Origin of the sequence: Brevibacillus sp. HB1.4B, assembly GCF_013284285.1 — a bacterium.
GTDB lineage: Bacteria > Bacillota > Bacilli > Brevibacillales > Brevibacillaceae > Brevibacillus > Brevibacillus porteri.
Genome location: NZ_JABSUT010000003.1, coordinates 59,684 through 76,837, shown reverse-complemented (window position 1 = coordinate 76,837; position 17,154 = coordinate 59,684). Strand labels below are relative to the sequence as shown.

At 47.9% G+C, this 17,154-nt stretch carries 12 protein-coding genes; 1 reads left to right on the top strand and 11 read right to left on the bottom strand.

Annotated elements, in window-relative coordinates:
- Positions 1–97 precede the first annotated feature (97 nt).
- From HP398_RS08275 to HP398_RS08230, 10 genes are all read right to left on the bottom strand, one after another.
- Positions 98–1,534, bottom strand: a complete 1,437-nt coding sequence (locus tag HP398_RS08275) for an MDR family MFS transporter (RefSeq protein ID WP_069845612.1) — start codon at positions 1,532–1,534, stop codon at positions 98–100.
- 155 nt (positions 1,535–1,689) lie between these two features.
- Positions 1,690–2,319, bottom strand: coding sequence for an NUDIX hydrolase (locus HP398_RS08270; RefSeq protein ID WP_173622537.1), 630 nt, complete (start codon positions 2,317–2,319; stop codon positions 1,690–1,692).
- Positions 2,320–2,446: 127 nt separating this feature from the next.
- The gene (locus tag HP398_RS08265; protein ID WP_017251010.1) at positions 2,447–4,021 is read right to left on the bottom strand and encodes a glutathione ABC transporter substrate-binding protein; all 1,575 of its coding nucleotides are present in this window, start codon (positions 4,019–4,021) and stop codon (positions 2,447–2,449) included.
- Positions 4,022–4,846: 825 nt separating this feature from the next.
- Entirely contained in the window at positions 4,847–6,064 is a 1,218-nt protein-coding gene (locus HP398_RS08260) for an amidohydrolase family protein (RefSeq protein ID WP_173622359.1), read from the bottom strand.
- Between the two features lie 36 nt (positions 6,065–6,100).
- Positions 6,101–7,672 carry a glutathione ABC transporter substrate-binding protein gene (locus tag HP398_RS08255; protein ID WP_173622358.1) on the bottom strand — a complete coding sequence of 524 codons (1,572 nt, stop codon included), beginning with the start codon at positions 7,670–7,672 and terminating at the stop codon, positions 6,101–6,103.
- 99 nt (positions 7,673–7,771) lie between these two features.
- Positions 7,772–9,358, bottom strand: a complete 1,587-nt coding sequence (locus HP398_RS08250; RefSeq protein ID WP_017251006.1) for a glutathione ABC transporter substrate-binding protein — start codon at positions 9,356–9,358, stop codon at positions 7,772–7,774.
- 317 nt (positions 9,359–9,675) lie between these two features.
- The gene (locus HP398_RS08245; RefSeq protein ID WP_173622357.1) at positions 9,676–11,280 is read right to left on the bottom strand and encodes a glutathione ABC transporter substrate-binding protein; all 1,605 of its coding nucleotides are present in this window, start codon (positions 11,278–11,280) and stop codon (positions 9,676–9,678) included.
- A gap of 520 nt (positions 11,281–11,800) precedes the next feature.
- Entirely contained in the window at positions 11,801–12,433 is a 633-nt protein-coding gene (locus HP398_RS08240) for a sterol desaturase family protein (RefSeq protein WP_017251003.1), read from the bottom strand.
- A gap of 25 nt (positions 12,434–12,458) precedes the next feature.
- A complete protein-coding gene (locus HP398_RS08235; protein WP_173622356.1) occupies positions 12,459–13,175 on the bottom strand; it encodes a GntR family transcriptional regulator in 717 nt (238 codons plus the stop codon).
- Positions 13,176–13,352: 177 nt separating this feature from the next.
- Positions 13,353–14,426 carry a branched-chain amino acid aminotransferase gene (locus HP398_RS08230; protein ID WP_069845630.1) on the bottom strand — a complete coding sequence of 358 codons (1,074 nt, stop codon included), beginning with the start codon at positions 14,424–14,426 and terminating at the stop codon, positions 13,353–13,355.
- A gap of 231 nt (positions 14,427–14,657) precedes the next feature.
- Between HP398_RS08230 and HP398_RS08225 the strand changes: the two genes are divergently transcribed.
- Complete coding sequence (locus HP398_RS08225; RefSeq protein ID WP_173622355.1) at positions 14,658–15,440, top strand: SDR family oxidoreductase; 783 nt, start codon at positions 14,658–14,660, stop codon at positions 15,438–15,440.
- A gap of 58 nt (positions 15,441–15,498) precedes the next feature.
- On the opposite strand, the gene HP398_RS08220 is transcribed toward HP398_RS08225, so the two are convergent.
- Positions 15,499–16,968 (bottom strand): amidohydrolase family protein, encoded by a 1,470-nt coding sequence (locus HP398_RS08220; protein WP_173622354.1) that lies wholly within the window; start codon positions 16,966–16,968, stop codon positions 15,499–15,501.
- Between the last annotated feature and the right edge of the window lie 186 nt (positions 16,969–17,154).

Genomic DNA, 17,154 nt, shown 5'->3' with positions numbered 1-17,154 from the left:
CGATGAATGTACCAACTGGCAATATGTAGTTTGTATTTTTTGGAAAACTGTAACCAATTATTTGAAAAACGCCCGCACTCGGCGGACGTCTTTGAATTTAGTGTGTCTGTTTGACTCGGTTTCCTTTTGCGATCACAAGCGTCAGAACAAAGCTGGCTATCGCAAGCACTAAGGTGCCTGTGAAGACTACATGAACACCACTAGCCAACAAGTCTCGGATCTGTGCCAGCTGTGCCACTGGAATCGATCCGTGTTCAAACGAGGCCCCTAAATTCGCATGACCACTTGCTACAGTCACCATGTTGAACAACATTCCGAATACAGCTGCCCCGAAGGTTTGGCTAAATGTACCCGTGAACGTATTGAGGGCAACCGCTGTGCCCCTCTTGTCTACTGCAACGGACGATTGAATTTTTACCATGATGATCGGAGAAATGAGTCCCATTCCCAAACCAATTAAGCCTACAGCCACATAAATGAGGTATCCCGCTGACTGAGCGGACAGGAAGCTCAACAATGTTGTCGCTACCGTCAGAACGGCAGTTCCTGCGACAAACAACTGTTCAGCTCGCAGCTTGCCTAACAAGTTTCCTGCAAGGATAGAGCCGATCGTCCAGCAAACCGGCATCGGTGTCAGGACAAAGCCAGCCATTGTCGCACTTTCTCCCAAGACTCCCTGGCTCCAGATCGGCAAGTAAACCACCATGCTGATGACAATTCCATTGGTCAAGAGTGTCAGCAAATTGATCATGGTCACGTTTCGATTGGTAAAAAGCGACAGCGGAATCAGCGGCTCAGGCGATTTCTTTTCCACTGATACAAAGATTAGATAGCTCACCAATGCAAATACGATCAAGGAAATCGTCACCGGACTGGTCCAGGATTGATTCTGACTACCTGTTAACAAGGCATACAACAAAGCGATGGTCCCGACCGAAAAAATAAGCGCGCCCGGATAATCGATATGACGCTTTTCTTTGACGGCAAGCTTTTCCTTATACATAAAGACGAGCATGAAAAACGATACGAGGCCAAAAGGCAAGTTAAGAAAAAAGATATAACGCCACGTCAGAGTATCGACCAAAAATCCTCCGACCAACGGACCTGCCACACCGGAAAGTCCCCATACAGCACTAATCCAGCCCTGCGCTTTTGCTCTGGCAGTCTGCTCGGTGTACAAATCTCCGATGATAGTCATCGTAATCGGCATGACTGAACCTGCACCCAAGCCTTGAATGGCACGGAAAACAATGAGCTGCCACATCGACGTCGCCACTCCACAGAGCGTGGAACCTAACAAAAAGATACCGATACCGATTAACAATACGTTTTTTCGGCCAAATAAATCAGCCAGCTTGCCGTAAATGGGAGCAGATACGGCAGTGGCAAGCATGTAGATGGCGTATACCCAGCTCACCTGTTCAAAGCCTGCCAAATCACTCGTAATGCGTGGTACGGCTGTACTCACAATCGTTCCTTCCATCGCAGCAAGGAATGTCGAGAGCATTAGGGCAATCATAATCTGTAGTCTCATCTCGATCTCCTCTCTCTATCTACGCATGATTGCGAGCAGTGAAAAAGCATTGTTTAGTATATCACATTAGAGAACGTGTCTTCGCCAATCTTTCTCGCCCAACGAAAAACCTCGTCTTGTCGATGACAAGCGAGGCATTGTTTTTCCGATCAGGGTTATCGATTGGCTGCGCGTAGTTTCACTGCTGCAAACACCTGCTGGTAATAATACACTTCATGTGGAACAAAGTCAGGTTTTGCCGCGATCATCGCTGTATCTTTTTGCTCACCATTTTCCAATAGCAAAAATCCAATCACCGTTATCTGCCCGATTTCGTTCGCAAACAACCGCTCGAGCTCTTGCAGATTGACCCAAAAGAGCCCCGTGACTTCTTCTTCCTGTACACGGTACGCACGTAAGGGTTGATCGCATTCATACAAAAAGGTATGGCACATTTCCTTATCCATGATGGAGGGGGCAACCGTTACATCACGAATCACGCCTAGCTTGTCCAATTCCTCAAAGCCCACGGACAAGCCCAGCTCCTCCTCCAATTCCCGCACGCCGTCACATGGCTGTTCCGAAGCGAGAAGATGACCGGCAGAGGTAATGTCGAGCAAGTTCGGACAAGTATCCTTTTGTGGATGTCTTTTTTGGAACAACAATTCGATCTGTTCATCTACTACACGGTAAATCCAGCAGTGAAAGGTTTGGTGCCACAGCCCCAAGCGGTGTACTTCGCTACGCGCTTCAACCCCGATGTGCTGTCCTGCTTCGTCAAATATGTCTAGCTGCTCTTCCTGCATGTTTTCCACCCCATGACTTGTCTCTTGCGCTTTTCTTTTCCCCAAGTTACATTCCCGGTCCAGATCGTGAATTCCTCTCTATGGACGAAAGAAGGGACAGCGACAAACGCCATCCCTTCTATCACCATTAGTTGATCGATACTTCATCTAGCATCAAGTAGCCAACAGGGCTCAGCCAGAAGCCATTTACATTCTTGGATGTAACCGCCACATGGTCAATCGTGCGGATGGGAAGGATCGGTACTTCCTTCAGCTCGATTTCTTGCAGCTTTGCGTAAATTTCATTACGTTTTTGCGTATCTTTTTCGCGACGTCCTTCTTCAATCAGCTTGTCCACCTCTGGGTTGTTGTAGAACGCCATGTTACCGGCGCTGCCTTTCGAAGTGCTGTGGAAGACGTTGTACTGGTTGTAGTCGCCATCCCCTGTTGCATTGCCCCAGCCCCCGATGAACATCGCATGCTCACCATTGTCTGTGTGCTCCAGATACGCACCGTATTCCATTACTTTGATCTCCAAATCAATGCCGATACCTTTCAACTGTGACTGGATGACTTCTGCTACGTTCATGCGCTCTTTACGGTCATCTGTCACGATGGACGTTTTGAAGCCGTTCGGGTAACCTGCTTCTGCGAGCAGTGCTTTTGCTGCATTGACGTCATACGAGTAATCCTGGAGATTCGGGTTATAGCCAATTACTTTTGGTGACATTGAGGAAACCGCTTGTGTCCCTACATTGTTGTATACCCCTTGTACAATGGCTTGCTTTTCGATAGCATGCGCGACAGCTTGACGTACGCGTACATCATCAAATGGCTTCTTCTGCACGTTAAAGCCGATATAATCCACACCCAAGCCTTCTGCACGTACCATGTTCATGCCAGGAGATGCCTGTGCGCGCTCTACTTCTGTCACAGGAAGCTGGTCGCCGATGTGCGCTTCGCCTGCTTCGATCATCGCTACACGGGTCGTATCTTCTGGAACGACCTTGTACAATACTTCATCTACCTTTGGCTTTTCACCCCAGTAGGTATCATTTTTTGCGAGTTTCATATCTTGGCCCGGTGCCCACGATGCGAATTTGAAAGGCCCGGTTCCCACAGGCTGCTTCGCCAATGTATCGGAATGCTCTGCGATTGCTTTCGGGCTGATGATACTTCCTTCTGAGCTAGCCAAGATCGAGAGCAGCGGTGCAAAAGGATACTCCAGCACGAAATGTACAGTCTTGTCATCCACAATCTTGATTTCTTTGATCATGGAGAAGTTGGATGCACGCGGTGATGCAACCTTTGGATCGAGTACACGTTCGAACGTCTTTTTCACAGCGTCTGCTGTAAACGGTGTACCATCGTGGAACGTAACGCCTTCACGAAGCTTAAACTCCCATGTCAGATCGTCGAGCTGTTTCCATTCAGTTGCGAGTGTAGGCTTGTACTCGCCGTTTTTATCGCGAGAAACCAAGCTCTCATATACTTTTCCATACACATAGTTTGCCGAAGGAATATTGGAGATGAAATGCGGGTCCAGATTGTTGGCGTCTGCTTTGCGGGCTACAATCAGGGTTCCCCCTTCTTTCGGAGCTTCAGCAGCAGTTGTATTTGTCGAACCGGATTGCTCCGAGCTCGCACCACCACATCCAGTCAGCGCAACACTAACCGTCAATGTCAGAGCCAACAAGGAACCGACCATGCGCGTTTTCTTCATTTGTGTCTACCCCCTGTAGAATACTGTCGAAAATTCTGAATGTATTTCTTATTTGCATTATACGGTAGATTCCCAATCGAACCTTTCAGCATCTTTACATCAATTTATAATATTTTTACTTTTATTTAATTTCGTGCAGATGGAAAGATACTTGGATTCGTAGCTTCGGTGGAGAAGCGTGTTTCCAGTCTACGCTTCGGCCTACGCCCCGCAAGGGGGAGGACTGTCCGCTCCGGTATGAATGACGGGAGCCGCTTCAAAAGTGGTAGCCTCGATGATGTATTCGCACGTTGAAGCTAAATACGCTCCCATCATTCATCCCTCTGCTTGGTCGGGCTCCAGAGGCGCTCTGACTGGAAACACGCTTCTTTTGACGTTGCTTTTGTCTATTTTTCGATCTATAAATGAAAAGCAGCAAGAAATTCATTGACTGTTTTTCTTGATTGTTCTTTTGTAGCTTTCTATTGAATGAATTTGATATGAAAACCACATGTAATTAGCTAAGTAACCTTCTTTGATCGACTACCAAGTAGTCAATCAAAGCTACGCCCGAAGAAGTGCATTTTCAGTCCAAGCGCCTCTGGAGCCCGTCCCAGCGTAGGAATTAATGGTGGGGAATTTCAGCTTCACTTATGAGATACTTCCTCGAAATTGTCTACGTTTGAAGCGCTCTCGCCATTCATTCCGAAGCGGACAGACTTCACCCCCTTGCGGGGCGGAGGCCGAAGCGTAGACTGGAAATGCACTTCTTCCATTACTACGGCCACTTTTATAAACAAAAAATCCGACCTCCTGAAGAAGATCGGATATGTTCCAAATTATTTATTATTTCTGCCAAACCAGCTTGCCCGAGAAAACCACTGCTTCCTTAGGAGATAGTCTAGCCACAGCCTCGGCGGAGCATTTGGCACGGACGAAAACCGCATTTGCCTCATCTCCGGCTTTCGGCCAAACCTGATTCCCAGCTTGGTCCAGTGGAGTCACGCCACCTGTAACGAATCCCAGTGCTTGCGATAGAGATCGCTCATCGATCCAACGGAACCGTTCAGCCAAACGGTTTGCTTTTTGCAGCATATCTCCGGTTCCAAATGGGTCCCAGTGATCGGTGATGTTGTCATTGCCCAATCCAACATGGACGCCTTTGGCATGAAGCAATGGAATCGGGATGGTCGGCATATCAATGGGCACAGCTGACATGACAGCGATTTGCTGCTCGGCAAAAAGCTCCGCAACCTCTTCTCCCACAGCAGTCGGAACCTCTCCTAGCCCGTAAGCATGACTGACAGTGACTCGACCTTGCCACCCCGCATCCTTCGTCATAGCAGCCAGTTTTTTCATAATATAAACACCCAAATGTCCAGGCTCGTGCAAGTGCAGGTCAACATCCGCATTCGCTTCTACCGCTATGTCCATCATCGTATCAAGAGATTTCTCGATATCATCGTCAAACGTGGCAGGATCGACACCACCGACGAGACCAGCTCCATGCTTCATCGCCTCGCGAACGAGGGAAACAGAATCACTGCGCAGCAACCCATGTTGGGGAAACGCGACAATTTCCCAGGAAAGTTTTTCACGATAAGTTGCCAATGCCTCCAATGTGGCTTCCAGGTTTTTCAGCCCAATGACCGGGTCAATGTTGCAATGGGTTCGTACGTGGGTAGCACCGTGCGATTGCACTAACTCCAGCAGCTTTTCTGCACGCTCACGGGCGACGGGAAGCTGCCGAGGCAACAGCTCCTGCTCTTGTTCGATTCGAAAAAAACGATTGGGAGCAGGAAGAACAGCTTGCCACGGACCTCCATAAAATGTTTTGTCCAAATGAATGTGCATTTCCCGGAAAGAAGGAAGCATCAGTAGACCTTGTGCATCCCATACAGATACCCCACCAGGTATATCCAACGAAGCAGGTACGATTTTCTCCACGCGACCGTCCGTGAGCAAGACATGAAAACGCTCCGTCTTTGTTCCCGTCACGATGCCATTCGCCTCTGTATAACCACATTCCAGACTCGCATTTTTGATCCACAAGCTTTCGTTCATGCTCCGTCTCCATCCTTTCCTCTCTAAATATTTGCGTTACTCAATCGTAATGCCATTGATCATCATGTACCCAGAAGGGCTGATCCAGAAGCCTTTGATGTTTTTGCTGATTGCAGCGACATGCTCAAGATTGCGGATTGGGACGATTGGTGCTTCTTGCTTTTCAATCTCCAACGCCTTTGCATAGATTTGCTTGCGCTTTTCCGTATCCTGCTCGCGGCGCCCCTCTTCGATCAGCTTGTCCACTTCTTTATTCACGTAGAAAGTTGTGTTTCCGCCTTTGCCCAAAGAGCTGGAGTGGAACAGATTGTACTGGTTGTAGTCAGCGTCGCCAGTGGCATTGCCCCAGCCACTGATGAACAGCTCTGTTTCACCGTTGTCTTCTGCATCTAAATAAGCTCCGTACTCAAGCACTTTTACCTCTACTTCGATGCCGATCCCCTTTAACTGGGATTGGATCACTTCCGCGGCATTAATTCGTTCCTTGCGATCGCCTGTCCACAAGGTTGTCTTGAAGCCGTCCGGATAACCTGCTTCTTTCAACAGGGCCTTCGCCTTGTTCGGATCAAACTCGTATCCCTTTAACGCCTCATCGTATCCCAGAACCTTCGGACTCATTGCGGAATTCGCTTTCGTTCCGACATCGTTGTACACACCTTTGATGATCGCATCGGTCTCAATCGCATAGTTGATCGCCTGGCGAACACGGACGTCGTCAAACGGTTTTTTCTTGGTATTGAACCCGATGAAATCTGTCCCCAATCCCTCTGTCCGGTACAAGCTCATATGAGGGGAATTACTGACACGGTCAATCTCTGTCACCGGCAATGGTTCAGCGATATGCGCCTCTCCCGTCTCGACCATGGCTACTCGTGTCGTGTCCTCTGGTACGACTTTGAAGACGGCCTTGTTGAATTTTACCTTTTCTCCCCAGTAGTTGTCATTTTTCACGAGTACGATCTCTTGGCCAGGTGTCCATGATTCGAATACGAACGGCCCTGTACCGACGGGATGTTTGCTCAGGTCCTTGCCGTATTGCTCAATTGCTTTTGGACTAATGATACTACCTTCGTGGTTGGCGAGGATCGACAGTAATGGGGAATACGGGTAGGCTAGCTTGAAATGGACGGTGTAATCATCCACTACCTTGACTTCCGATACCATCTTGAACTGAGACGCGCGTGGAGAGGCGACCTTTTCATCGAGGACCCGTGCGAATGTTGCTTTCACCGCCTCGGCGTTAAACGGCGTACCATCGTGGAAATGAACTCCCTGACGCAGCTTGAACTCCCAGGTGACATCGTCCAATTGCTTCCATTCCGTGGCTAGCATCGGTTTGAATGCCATGTTATCATCTCGCTGGACAAGACCTTCGTACACTTTGTGATGAACGACACTCGCTGCATTGATCGCTGAAATAAAGTGCGGGTCTAGATTGTTTGCGTCTGACTGGCGCGCAATCACCAGCGTCTGATCTGTTGCTGGAGCTTCCTTCGCAGTCGGAGTTCCTGCCGCACCTTGCTCTGTACCCGATGAACAGCCTGTAAGCACGAGGCCAACGCTCAGGATACCTGCCAGCATTGAACCTATCATTTTTTGTTTTTTCATAGACTCGCCCCCATTTACTTCTTCTTTGTATAATCAATCAGCATAGCTCGTTCCCAGTGGGCGAAGCTATGCTGATCATGAAGCATTTTTTGCTGAAAATTATGGCAATGATATATTGTCGATCTCAATGTGTCCTGCTGGGCTAATCCAAACTCCTTCTACACCTTTTTGAATCGCTGCGAGGTTTTCTGAGAAGCGATACGGTACCATTGCCGCTTCGTCCATTTCGATTTGCTGTGCTTTTTCGTAGATTTGCTTCCGTTTTTCTTCGTCTTTCTCTTTGCGGCCCTCATCGATCAGCTTGTCCACTTCCGGATTGCTGTAGAAAGCGTGGTTACCGGCTGCCCCTTGCGACTTCGTGTGGAACAGATTGTATTGGTTGTAGTCTGCATCTCCTGTGGCATTGCCCCAACCACTGAGGAACAATTCTGTTTCGCCTTTGTTAGCTGCTTCAATATAAGCACCGAACTCTAGCACTTTCACTTCCAAATCGATATTGATTTGTTTCAGCTGTTGCTGCAGCACTTCTGCCAAGCTAATCCGTGCCTTGTTATCATTTAAGTAAATGGTTGCTTTGAAACCGTTCGCGTATCCAGCTTCCGCCAACAGCTTTTTGGATTTTTCCAGATCGTAAGGCAAGTCTTTTACATTCGGGCTGTAACCAACCATGGACGGGGTAATGGAAGAATGAGCAACCGTTCCGACATCGTTGTAGACCCCTTGAATGATGGTTTTCTTATCGATCGCATGTGCAATCGCTTGACGAACGCGTACATCATCGAATGGCTTCTTCGAGTTGTTAATTCCGATATGATCGCTAGCGAATGCAGGGTAACGACCAAGTGCCATACTCGGAGAATTTTTCACCCGATCGACTTCTGTCACTGGCAATTGCTCAGCTATATGCGCTTCTCCTGTCTCGACCATCGCGAGTCTGGTCGTATCCTCTGGAACAGTCTTGAAGACGACCTTGTCCAAATTCGGTTTGTCGCCCCAATAACTATCATTTTTCACCAGGACGACTTCTTGACCAGGTGTCCATGATTCGAATTTGTAAGGCCCTGTTCCCGTTGGATGCTTGGTCAACTCTTTCCCATACTGTTCGATCGCTTTTGGTGACAAAATGCCACCCTCTGCACTGGCGAGTACGGACAGGAGTGGTGCGTATGGATAGTGCAGGATGAATTGAACCGTTGTATCATCCACGACCTTTACTTCTTTGATGGCTTCAAACAAATTGGCGCGGTTAGAGCCTACGGCCGGGTCCTGGACACGAGCAATCGTCTTTTTCACAGCTTCCGCATTGAATGGCGTGCCATCGTGGAACGTCACACCAGAGCGAAGCTTGAATTCCCATGTCACATCATCGAGCTGCTTCCATTCGGAAGCGAGTGAGCCTACATATTTGCTTTCTTTGTCCATCCGAACAAGACCCTCGTATACCTTGTGATGAATGATGGCAGCAGAGTTGATTTGCGTTAGAAAATGCGGGTCAAGGTTGTTCGCATCAGACAAACGGGCGATGACGAGTGTCCCGCCTTCTTTGCCGACTGGTGCAGAAGCATTGGTTTGCCCTGAAGAATTGGTACTCCCTCCTGCTTCAGGTGCTTGTGAGCAGCCTGCCAACGCTGTAGAAACCGCAACGGTCATGGCAAGCAGCGTCTGGAAAAAGCGCGTCTTTTTCATGTAGTGATCCCCCTCTTTTGTGAAAAACGTCTCGACGTTTTTCATAAATGTTGATGTGACCGCTTGCGGTCAAAAAAACGGTCGTGACCGTTTTTTGCGCCAGATGCACTTGAATATTTTGACCATTCGCGCATATTTCATTTTACCCACTATTCTGTCATTGCATTTTCACTCTCTTTACTTGTATTTTCACTTTCTTTACTCTTTTTTTCACTTTTTCTACTTTTATGCGAACAGTGGTTGTTCAAAAAGTCGACTTTTGGAACAACCACTAAAGAAGACCCTCTCCATTTGTTGGAGAAGGTCTCAAGCTCCTGCTATTGAATCGTCACTTGGCTCACGTCAATGTATCCGGACGGACTGATATACACTCCCTGTACATTTTTCGCAATGGCCGCGAGGTTTTCACTGCTGCGGAATGGCAGCAATGGCACCTCCTCCATCTCGATTTGCTGTGCTTCTGCGTAGATTTCCTTGCGCTTCTCTGGATCTTTCTCCTTACGCCCCGCTTCAATCAACGCATCGACTTTCGGATTATTATAGAAGGAATGGTTTCCTGGCACACCTGCTGACGTGCTGTGGAAGAGGTTGTACTGGTTGTAATCTGCATCCCCGGTCGCATTGCCCCAGCCACTAATGAACATTTGCGCTTCACCTTTTGCCGCCAATTCCAGGTACGCACCGAACTCCATCACTTGAATCTGCAAGTCGATGCCGATTCCCTTCAGCTGGGATTGCAGCACTTCTGCCACATTAATCCGTGCCTTGTTGTCATTGAGATAGATCGTTGCCTTGAATCCGTTGGCGTAGCCTGCTTCGGTGAGCAATTGCTTCGCTTTGTTCAAATCGTATTCCGGCGTTTTAATATTCGGGCTGTAGCCGATGACTTTTGGCCCTAATGACGAGATGGCTACTTTTCCGACATTGTTGTAAACCCCTTTAATAATCGCTTCCTTATCGATCGCATGGGCGATGGCCTGACGGACGCGAACATCGTCAAAAGGCTTCTGCTTGACGTTCATCCCGATGTGGTCAACTGCGAATGATTCGAACCGGCCTAAAGACATGCTCTGCGAGTTCTGTACCCTTTCCAGTTCAGTGACCGGTAGTTGTTCTGCGACATGAGCTTCACCTGTCTCCACCATGGCTACACGTGTCGCATCCTCAGGAATGGTCTTGAAAACGACTTTTTCTAGCTTCGGTTGGTTCCCCCAATACTTCTCGTTTTTCACCATGACGATTTCTTGTCCAGGCGTCCATGATTCAAAGATGAACGGCCCCGTTCCTACTGGTTTCTTGGACAACTCTTTGCCAAATTCCTTCATCGCCTTCGGACTGATGATGCCACCCTCTGCACTCGCTAGTACGGACAAGAGCCCTGCGAACGGATAATGTAAAATAATATCCACCTTCAATGGATCGATGACCTTCACTTCTTTAATCATGCCAAACATGTTTGCTTTCGGAGTCGGATTGTCTTTGTCCAAAATACGGTCGATTGTCTTTTTCACAGCTTCCGCATTGAAGGGTTCCCCATCATGGAAGGTAACACCGTCACGCAGTGTAAATTCCCAGGTAACATCGTCTTTTTGCTTCCATTCCTTTGCCAAAAGAGGTTTGTACTCACTATTCCGATCCATCATGACCAGACCTTCATAGAGCTTGTGCTGCGTCACTGCCATGGAATTAATCTGGGTACTGAAATGCGGGTCCAGATTATTCGCATCGGACAAGCGCGCAATAATCAAGGTACCGCCTCCACCCGCTGCGGCCGATGAAGACGCGGGGCTAGTCGAAGCTTGATTGGAGTTGGACGCGGAATTCGTCCCACTGGATGTCTGACCGCCACCACAGCCTGCCAAAACTGTGGAAAGCAAGACAGACAGGGCAAGAATAGATCCTAGCATGTGCTTCTTCTTCACTGTGAATGCCCCCTTATTCTGGATGATAGAATGAAAAGAATATGACATGACTAAATATTACTAATTTTCTTACTATTAATCTTTTCATTATCTTTACCTTTCTTTTCATTTTCTTTACCATGTGGTTTTTGAATGTTCAAAATAACTCTATTGAAGCTAGCTACATAATGGAGGAGAAGAAAAAGCACAGGTCTCTTCGACTCTGACATGCCCGCAAGGGGGATTCACTGGCCGTCTCCACTTTAAAAAGGGGCCCGTCGAGCCAAAGCCACCCTACGGGCGGACGTTTCTCAAAGAAGAAGTGTTCGACAAGCGTGGTCCCCTTTTTTAAGTTCCGACTGGGTAGGCATTGTCAAGGTCTGCGAGCCCTGTGCTTTTTCTTCTCACTAGCTTTGGCGGTTTTCGATACCTTCTAAAACTTAGAAAGAAAAAACCCATCCCTCAAAAAAGGGTGGGCGTGCAAAAGATGATGGAATGTGCTCTTCTATACGAATACAAATGACGGGCAAAGAAAGAACATTTACAGTTCAACATCTTTGTCCCAGCGTCTTTCCAGATCCCTCACCGTCGAACTTTTCTCGACATCCTGTTCATTCTTGTAAGTTCCCAGGATGACGTCAAAAACAGGGCTGGTAACACCGTACCAATAATGTTCATTTTTGAAGTGATGCCATAGATGGAGCTTTTTCATCCAGCGCCCCCATGGAGATATGGGTTGAACCGGTCGATGGGCGATATAGTGCTTCCATTCATAAAATAGCAGAAATCCTATCACGCCTGTAACAAAGGCATTGGTCACAATCAAGTCGGAAGTAAGCAGAAAACAAATGGCTCCGGTTCCTACAATGAGCGGCAAGCTATACCACACGGGCAAGAACAACAGGTGCAAGTTGTTCGGATCGGCATGATGATCGTAATGTAAGCGCTTTAACAATTGGAGAAAAAATGGATTTCGAGGCGGTTTGAGGTGAAAGAGAAATCGATGAATCAAGTATTCGCTTGCCGCATATCCAATCATTCCCGCCACAAGTGCCACCCATGTTTCCAACACGTACCATTCAGAAATAGTGAAAGACAAGCTAATCAGGAATAGGATGCTCATGATGAGGATATCTGGAAACGTAAAGAATTCTTTCAGAAACTTTGCCTTCAACAGAACGCCCTCCTCTTGTGTTCCTTCACTTACCTTGTTCCATCACGGTTCGGTTTCTCCACAGCTCCAAACTTTTTTCCATTGCCTTTCTGGCTACACGCTCTGCTTCGATGAAATCTCCCTGTAAAGCGACGTTCAACAGTTCATGGTAATAGTGCCAAGATGCCTCGCGGTGTTCTGGGATAGAAAAATACTTTCGTGCCATATTTAGGTAAAAGGAATCAAAACTGTTTACAATCAGTAAATAGATAGGATTTGGGGAAAGTCTCGTCAGATTTTTCTGCAGCTCCCAGTCAAACGCTGCATAAGAATCAGCATCAGGTTTCAGTTGATCGAGATTGGCAAGCAATGCGACTACCTTCGGCTGATGAGCAGCAACTGCGTTACGAATGTAAACAGGCGCCAACGATATCCGCAGTTCCAGCAAGTGCGAAATAAACTCATCTGTAACATCGTCTTGGTTTTGAATGATATGGACAAGGGTCATTATATTGCCTTGATGCCAATAATCGTTGACAATTGCCGGATGTCCTTTCCGCACAGTGATCCAGCCATCTCTTTCCAAACGTTGCAGTGCTTCTCTAACGGTTGGCCGACCTACCCCGTAGTATTCTGCCAACTCCCGTTCCGGCCGCAGCGTACCTCCTGTAGGATACTCTCGAGTCAAAATTGCCTTGATTAATTTCATCTCAATTTGATCCGACGAGCGTTCTTTCTTTCCCCCTTTTTTCTCCGCTGTCATTGTCGCCTCCCTGTAATGATGGTCCTACAACCACTTTTCGTGGTATTACCACAAATGGTAGTATTTTACACTCTCCCCTGTCAAGAGATGAAGTGATTGAACTTTCCTACACGATCAAAAAAGACATAGCCCTCTTCCGAAAAAGAGAAGGCTATGCCTCTTGTTTTACTGACGTGATTATTCTGTCACTTCTACCGACCAGCCAAACTTGTCTTCACGCTCACCGTACTGGATTCCTGTCATCTCATCGTACAGTCTCGTTGTCAATTCCCCGGTTTTTTCACCGTTAATGATCATCTGATGTCCGTTCCAGTTCAGATCACCGACTGGGGAAATAACAGCCGCTGTTCCGGTACCGAATGCTTCTTCCAGCTCACCGTTGACGTAAGCGGTATGCAGGTCTTCCATGGAAATCCGCTTCTCTACGACTGGAATTCCCCAGTCCTTGAGCAATTGGATGGTCGAATCTCTCGTGATACCCTCGAGAATGCTACCGTTCAATGCTGGGGTCCACACTTCCCCTTTTACCTTGAAGAACACGTTCATGCTGCCTACTTCTTCAATATATTTATTCTCTACACCATCGAGCCACAGCACTTGCTCATAGCCTTTTTCTTTTGCTTCTACTTGTGCTTTCAGACCGCCTGCGTAGTTACCTGCCACTTTTGCGTTTCCTGTTCCGCCTCTTACCGCACGCACGTAGTTGTTTTCTACATAAATTTTCACAGGCTTCATGCCACCCGCATAGTACGCTCCAACTGGAGAGAGCACGATCACCAATTTGTACGTATGCGAAGCGCGCACACCAAAGCATGGCTCTGTCGCAATTACGAAGGGACGAATGTAGAGAGACTGTCCGCTTTCTGTTGGAATCCATTCTTTATCTACCGCTACCAGCTGTTTCAATGCCTCGACCATGAAATCCTCGTCGATCAACGGCATGCTCATACGCTCCAGTGAACGGTTCATACGCTTGAAATTTTGATCAGGTCGGAACAAGCTAACCTTGCCCTCTTCATTACGATAAGCTTTCAAGCCTTCAAATACAGCTTGCCCGTAATGGAAAACCATTGCTGCCGGGTCCAATGTCAGCGGAGAGTATGGGACGATTTGTGGATCATGCCATCCTTTACCTTCTGTATAATCCATGGTGAACATATGATCGGTAAAATGAACACCGAACCCCAGCTTGTCAGAAGCTGGTTTCTCTTTTTTCTGTTCTGTCCGGGTAATTGTTAACTGACACTCCATCTTCTACATCTCCCTTAGTATTAAATCCACTATTTGAACAACTTCCTATATATACAAAATAGCAACAATTTTGCATGATTTCCAGCGTAAGTTTCTGCTACCCCTACAATTTATGGTTATTTAGCGAAAACTTCGCAAAATTTTCGTGATCGATTTTTTTCTTCGTAGGCAGGATGAAAGGAATAGGTACCCCGAAAAGAATGGATAGGGACAGAATGAGGAGGGATATGTATGACCACACATCTTCGCTTGCACGGAAAAATTGCCATCGTAACAGGAGCCAGCCGCCTTCAAGGGATTGGGGCTGCTATCTGCAAAATGCTGGCCTCACACGGCGCCGATATTTTCCATACGTATTGGACCGCCTATGACCAATCCATGGCGCATGGGATTCAAAAGGATGAACCCGCTATCTTGCAGGAAGAGATCAGACGCTACGGAGTCAGATGTGCGGGAATCGAGATCGACCTGTCACTGCCTGATGCCTACAAGAAGGTGCTCGACACAGCTACAGTACAACTGGGCGAACCAAGCATCCTCGTCAACAATGCTTGCTACTCGACAAATGACGGCTACGAGGCACTGGATATCGCCAGTTTGGACGCACATTATGCCATCAATGTGCGGGCAACCACAATGCTCAGTGTGGAATTTGCACGTCGCTTCTCTCAGCAACGCGGAGGACGAATCATCAACATGACATCTGGTCAGTCCAAAGGCGCGATGGTCGGTGAGATCGCGTATGCCGCAACAAAAGGAGCCGTGGATGCCCTGACGACGACACTTGCTGCCGAAGTAGCTACGCGAGGGATTACGGTCAACGCTGTAAATCCCGGGCCTACCGACTCAGGCTGGATGAACGACGAAATCAAGCAAAACATTTTGCAACGATTTCCTTTGGGACGGATTGGACAGCCCGAGGATGCAGCGCGTCTTGTCGCTTTTCTGGCAAGTGACGAAGCGGAGTGGATTACCGGACAGATTATTCATTCCGAAGGCGGGTTCATCCGGTAAGTGAAAAAAGCACAATCCGCCGTTTCTAGCAGATTGTGCTTCTTCTTATTTGTTCAGGCTATCGTTTGCTCACGATTGGGAAAGAAGGCTTGAACAGCTCCTTTTCGCCCAGTTGTTGATAGTCGCGCTCCACGTAGCCCAGACGCAGTTTGTCAAAGTAGCGCTGTCCCTTTGCTTTGATCTCTTCCAGATCAACTCCTGGCAAGAGGCGGTCTTTCATTACGGTGCGTCCAGCGATGATGGAGAGCTTCACATCACGACCTGAGCCACACGTGATAATCGTACGGATTGGATCATCAACCGCACCCATGTGGAAACCGTCCAAATCGATGGCAATGATATCTGCTTTTGCCCCCGGCGCTAATCGACCCAGATCATCTCTGCCGAGGAAACGTGCGCCGCCCAATGTCGCTGCACGGTAAATATCCGCGTAGCTGGAATCTGCGACATCGCCTTCCACCAAGCGGGAAAGCATGCTGGCTGTGCGAATGTTTTGGATGAAATCAGGTGGGAACGTATCGGTTCCAATCGCGATGTTGACGCCACGACGCTTGTAACGGGCAAACGATTCGAGTGCCTCGCCATGACGACCAACTACAAGCGGGCAGTGAATCACGGTCGTACCTGTCTCTTGCAGGATCGCCAAATCGTCTCCCTCTCCGAATTTCGCTTTACTAAAGCCTGGAATGAAATGTGCGTGCGGAATTGCCGTTTTCTTTCCAAGGAAGCCGATCTTATTCAGGAACTGAATCGGTGATTGGTTGTGACGACGATGGATTTCCGTATATTCATAGAGACCTTGTGCAGCATGCAGACGGATAGGACATCCGAGCTCCTCGCTGTAGCGCTTTGTGTTGATCAAGTTCTCTACAGACTGTGACTCGATTCGCTCTGGCGCCAGCATTCCACGGATGAGTCCGTTGTGAGCCCCATCGAAATCTTTGACAAATTGTACAGCTCGCTCCAGACCTGCTTGTCCTTCTGCTTCGTTCCACAGTACTTCGATCTCTCCATTTGCCTTCACGACACGCATGCCGGATTGATAGCTCGGCCCCATGTACATACGCAATCCCAAGCGTCCTGCATGATCGGCTGCGGCTGCCAGCTCCTCATACGTTTCCGCCCAGCGCTTGTAGAAGACCGATGTAATCGGCATCGCTGTCGTTACCCCGTTTAGAATCAATTGGCTGTAAGCGTAAAGAGATTTGAACGCCTCTTCCTCAGGGGTCATTACCTCATGGTAGCCTTTGCGGTAGTAGTCTTCTGACCAAAGCATGTTTTTGTTTCTAGCAGAAGCTTGCTCCAGATGTACGATGTCGTGATCAATGTCCCCCAACGCATTCAGGTCAATGAAGCCCGGACTGACTACTGCATTGCCAGCATCGATCACTTCATCTACCTCGCCATCAAAATGGTGCCCCACATACACAATGGTGTCATTCTCGTAAACGACTTCCCCATCTGTGATAATCACATGATCTTCGCCGTCAAAACCGATGACATATTTTGCGGTTATTTTCTTTTTCATGATGATCCTCCCTGCTCTTTCTCGTTCCGGCCTCTTCACTCCATTGTATCCTTCGTTATTATAGGAAATATTCTGTAAAATATGTTTCAAAACTTTTACGTGTATTTGCACAATCTTTACTCCTTTTCGAAAACAGGCAAGATTCCAAGCAATACGTAAAAATCATGCAAAAACTAGTAAAAAAGA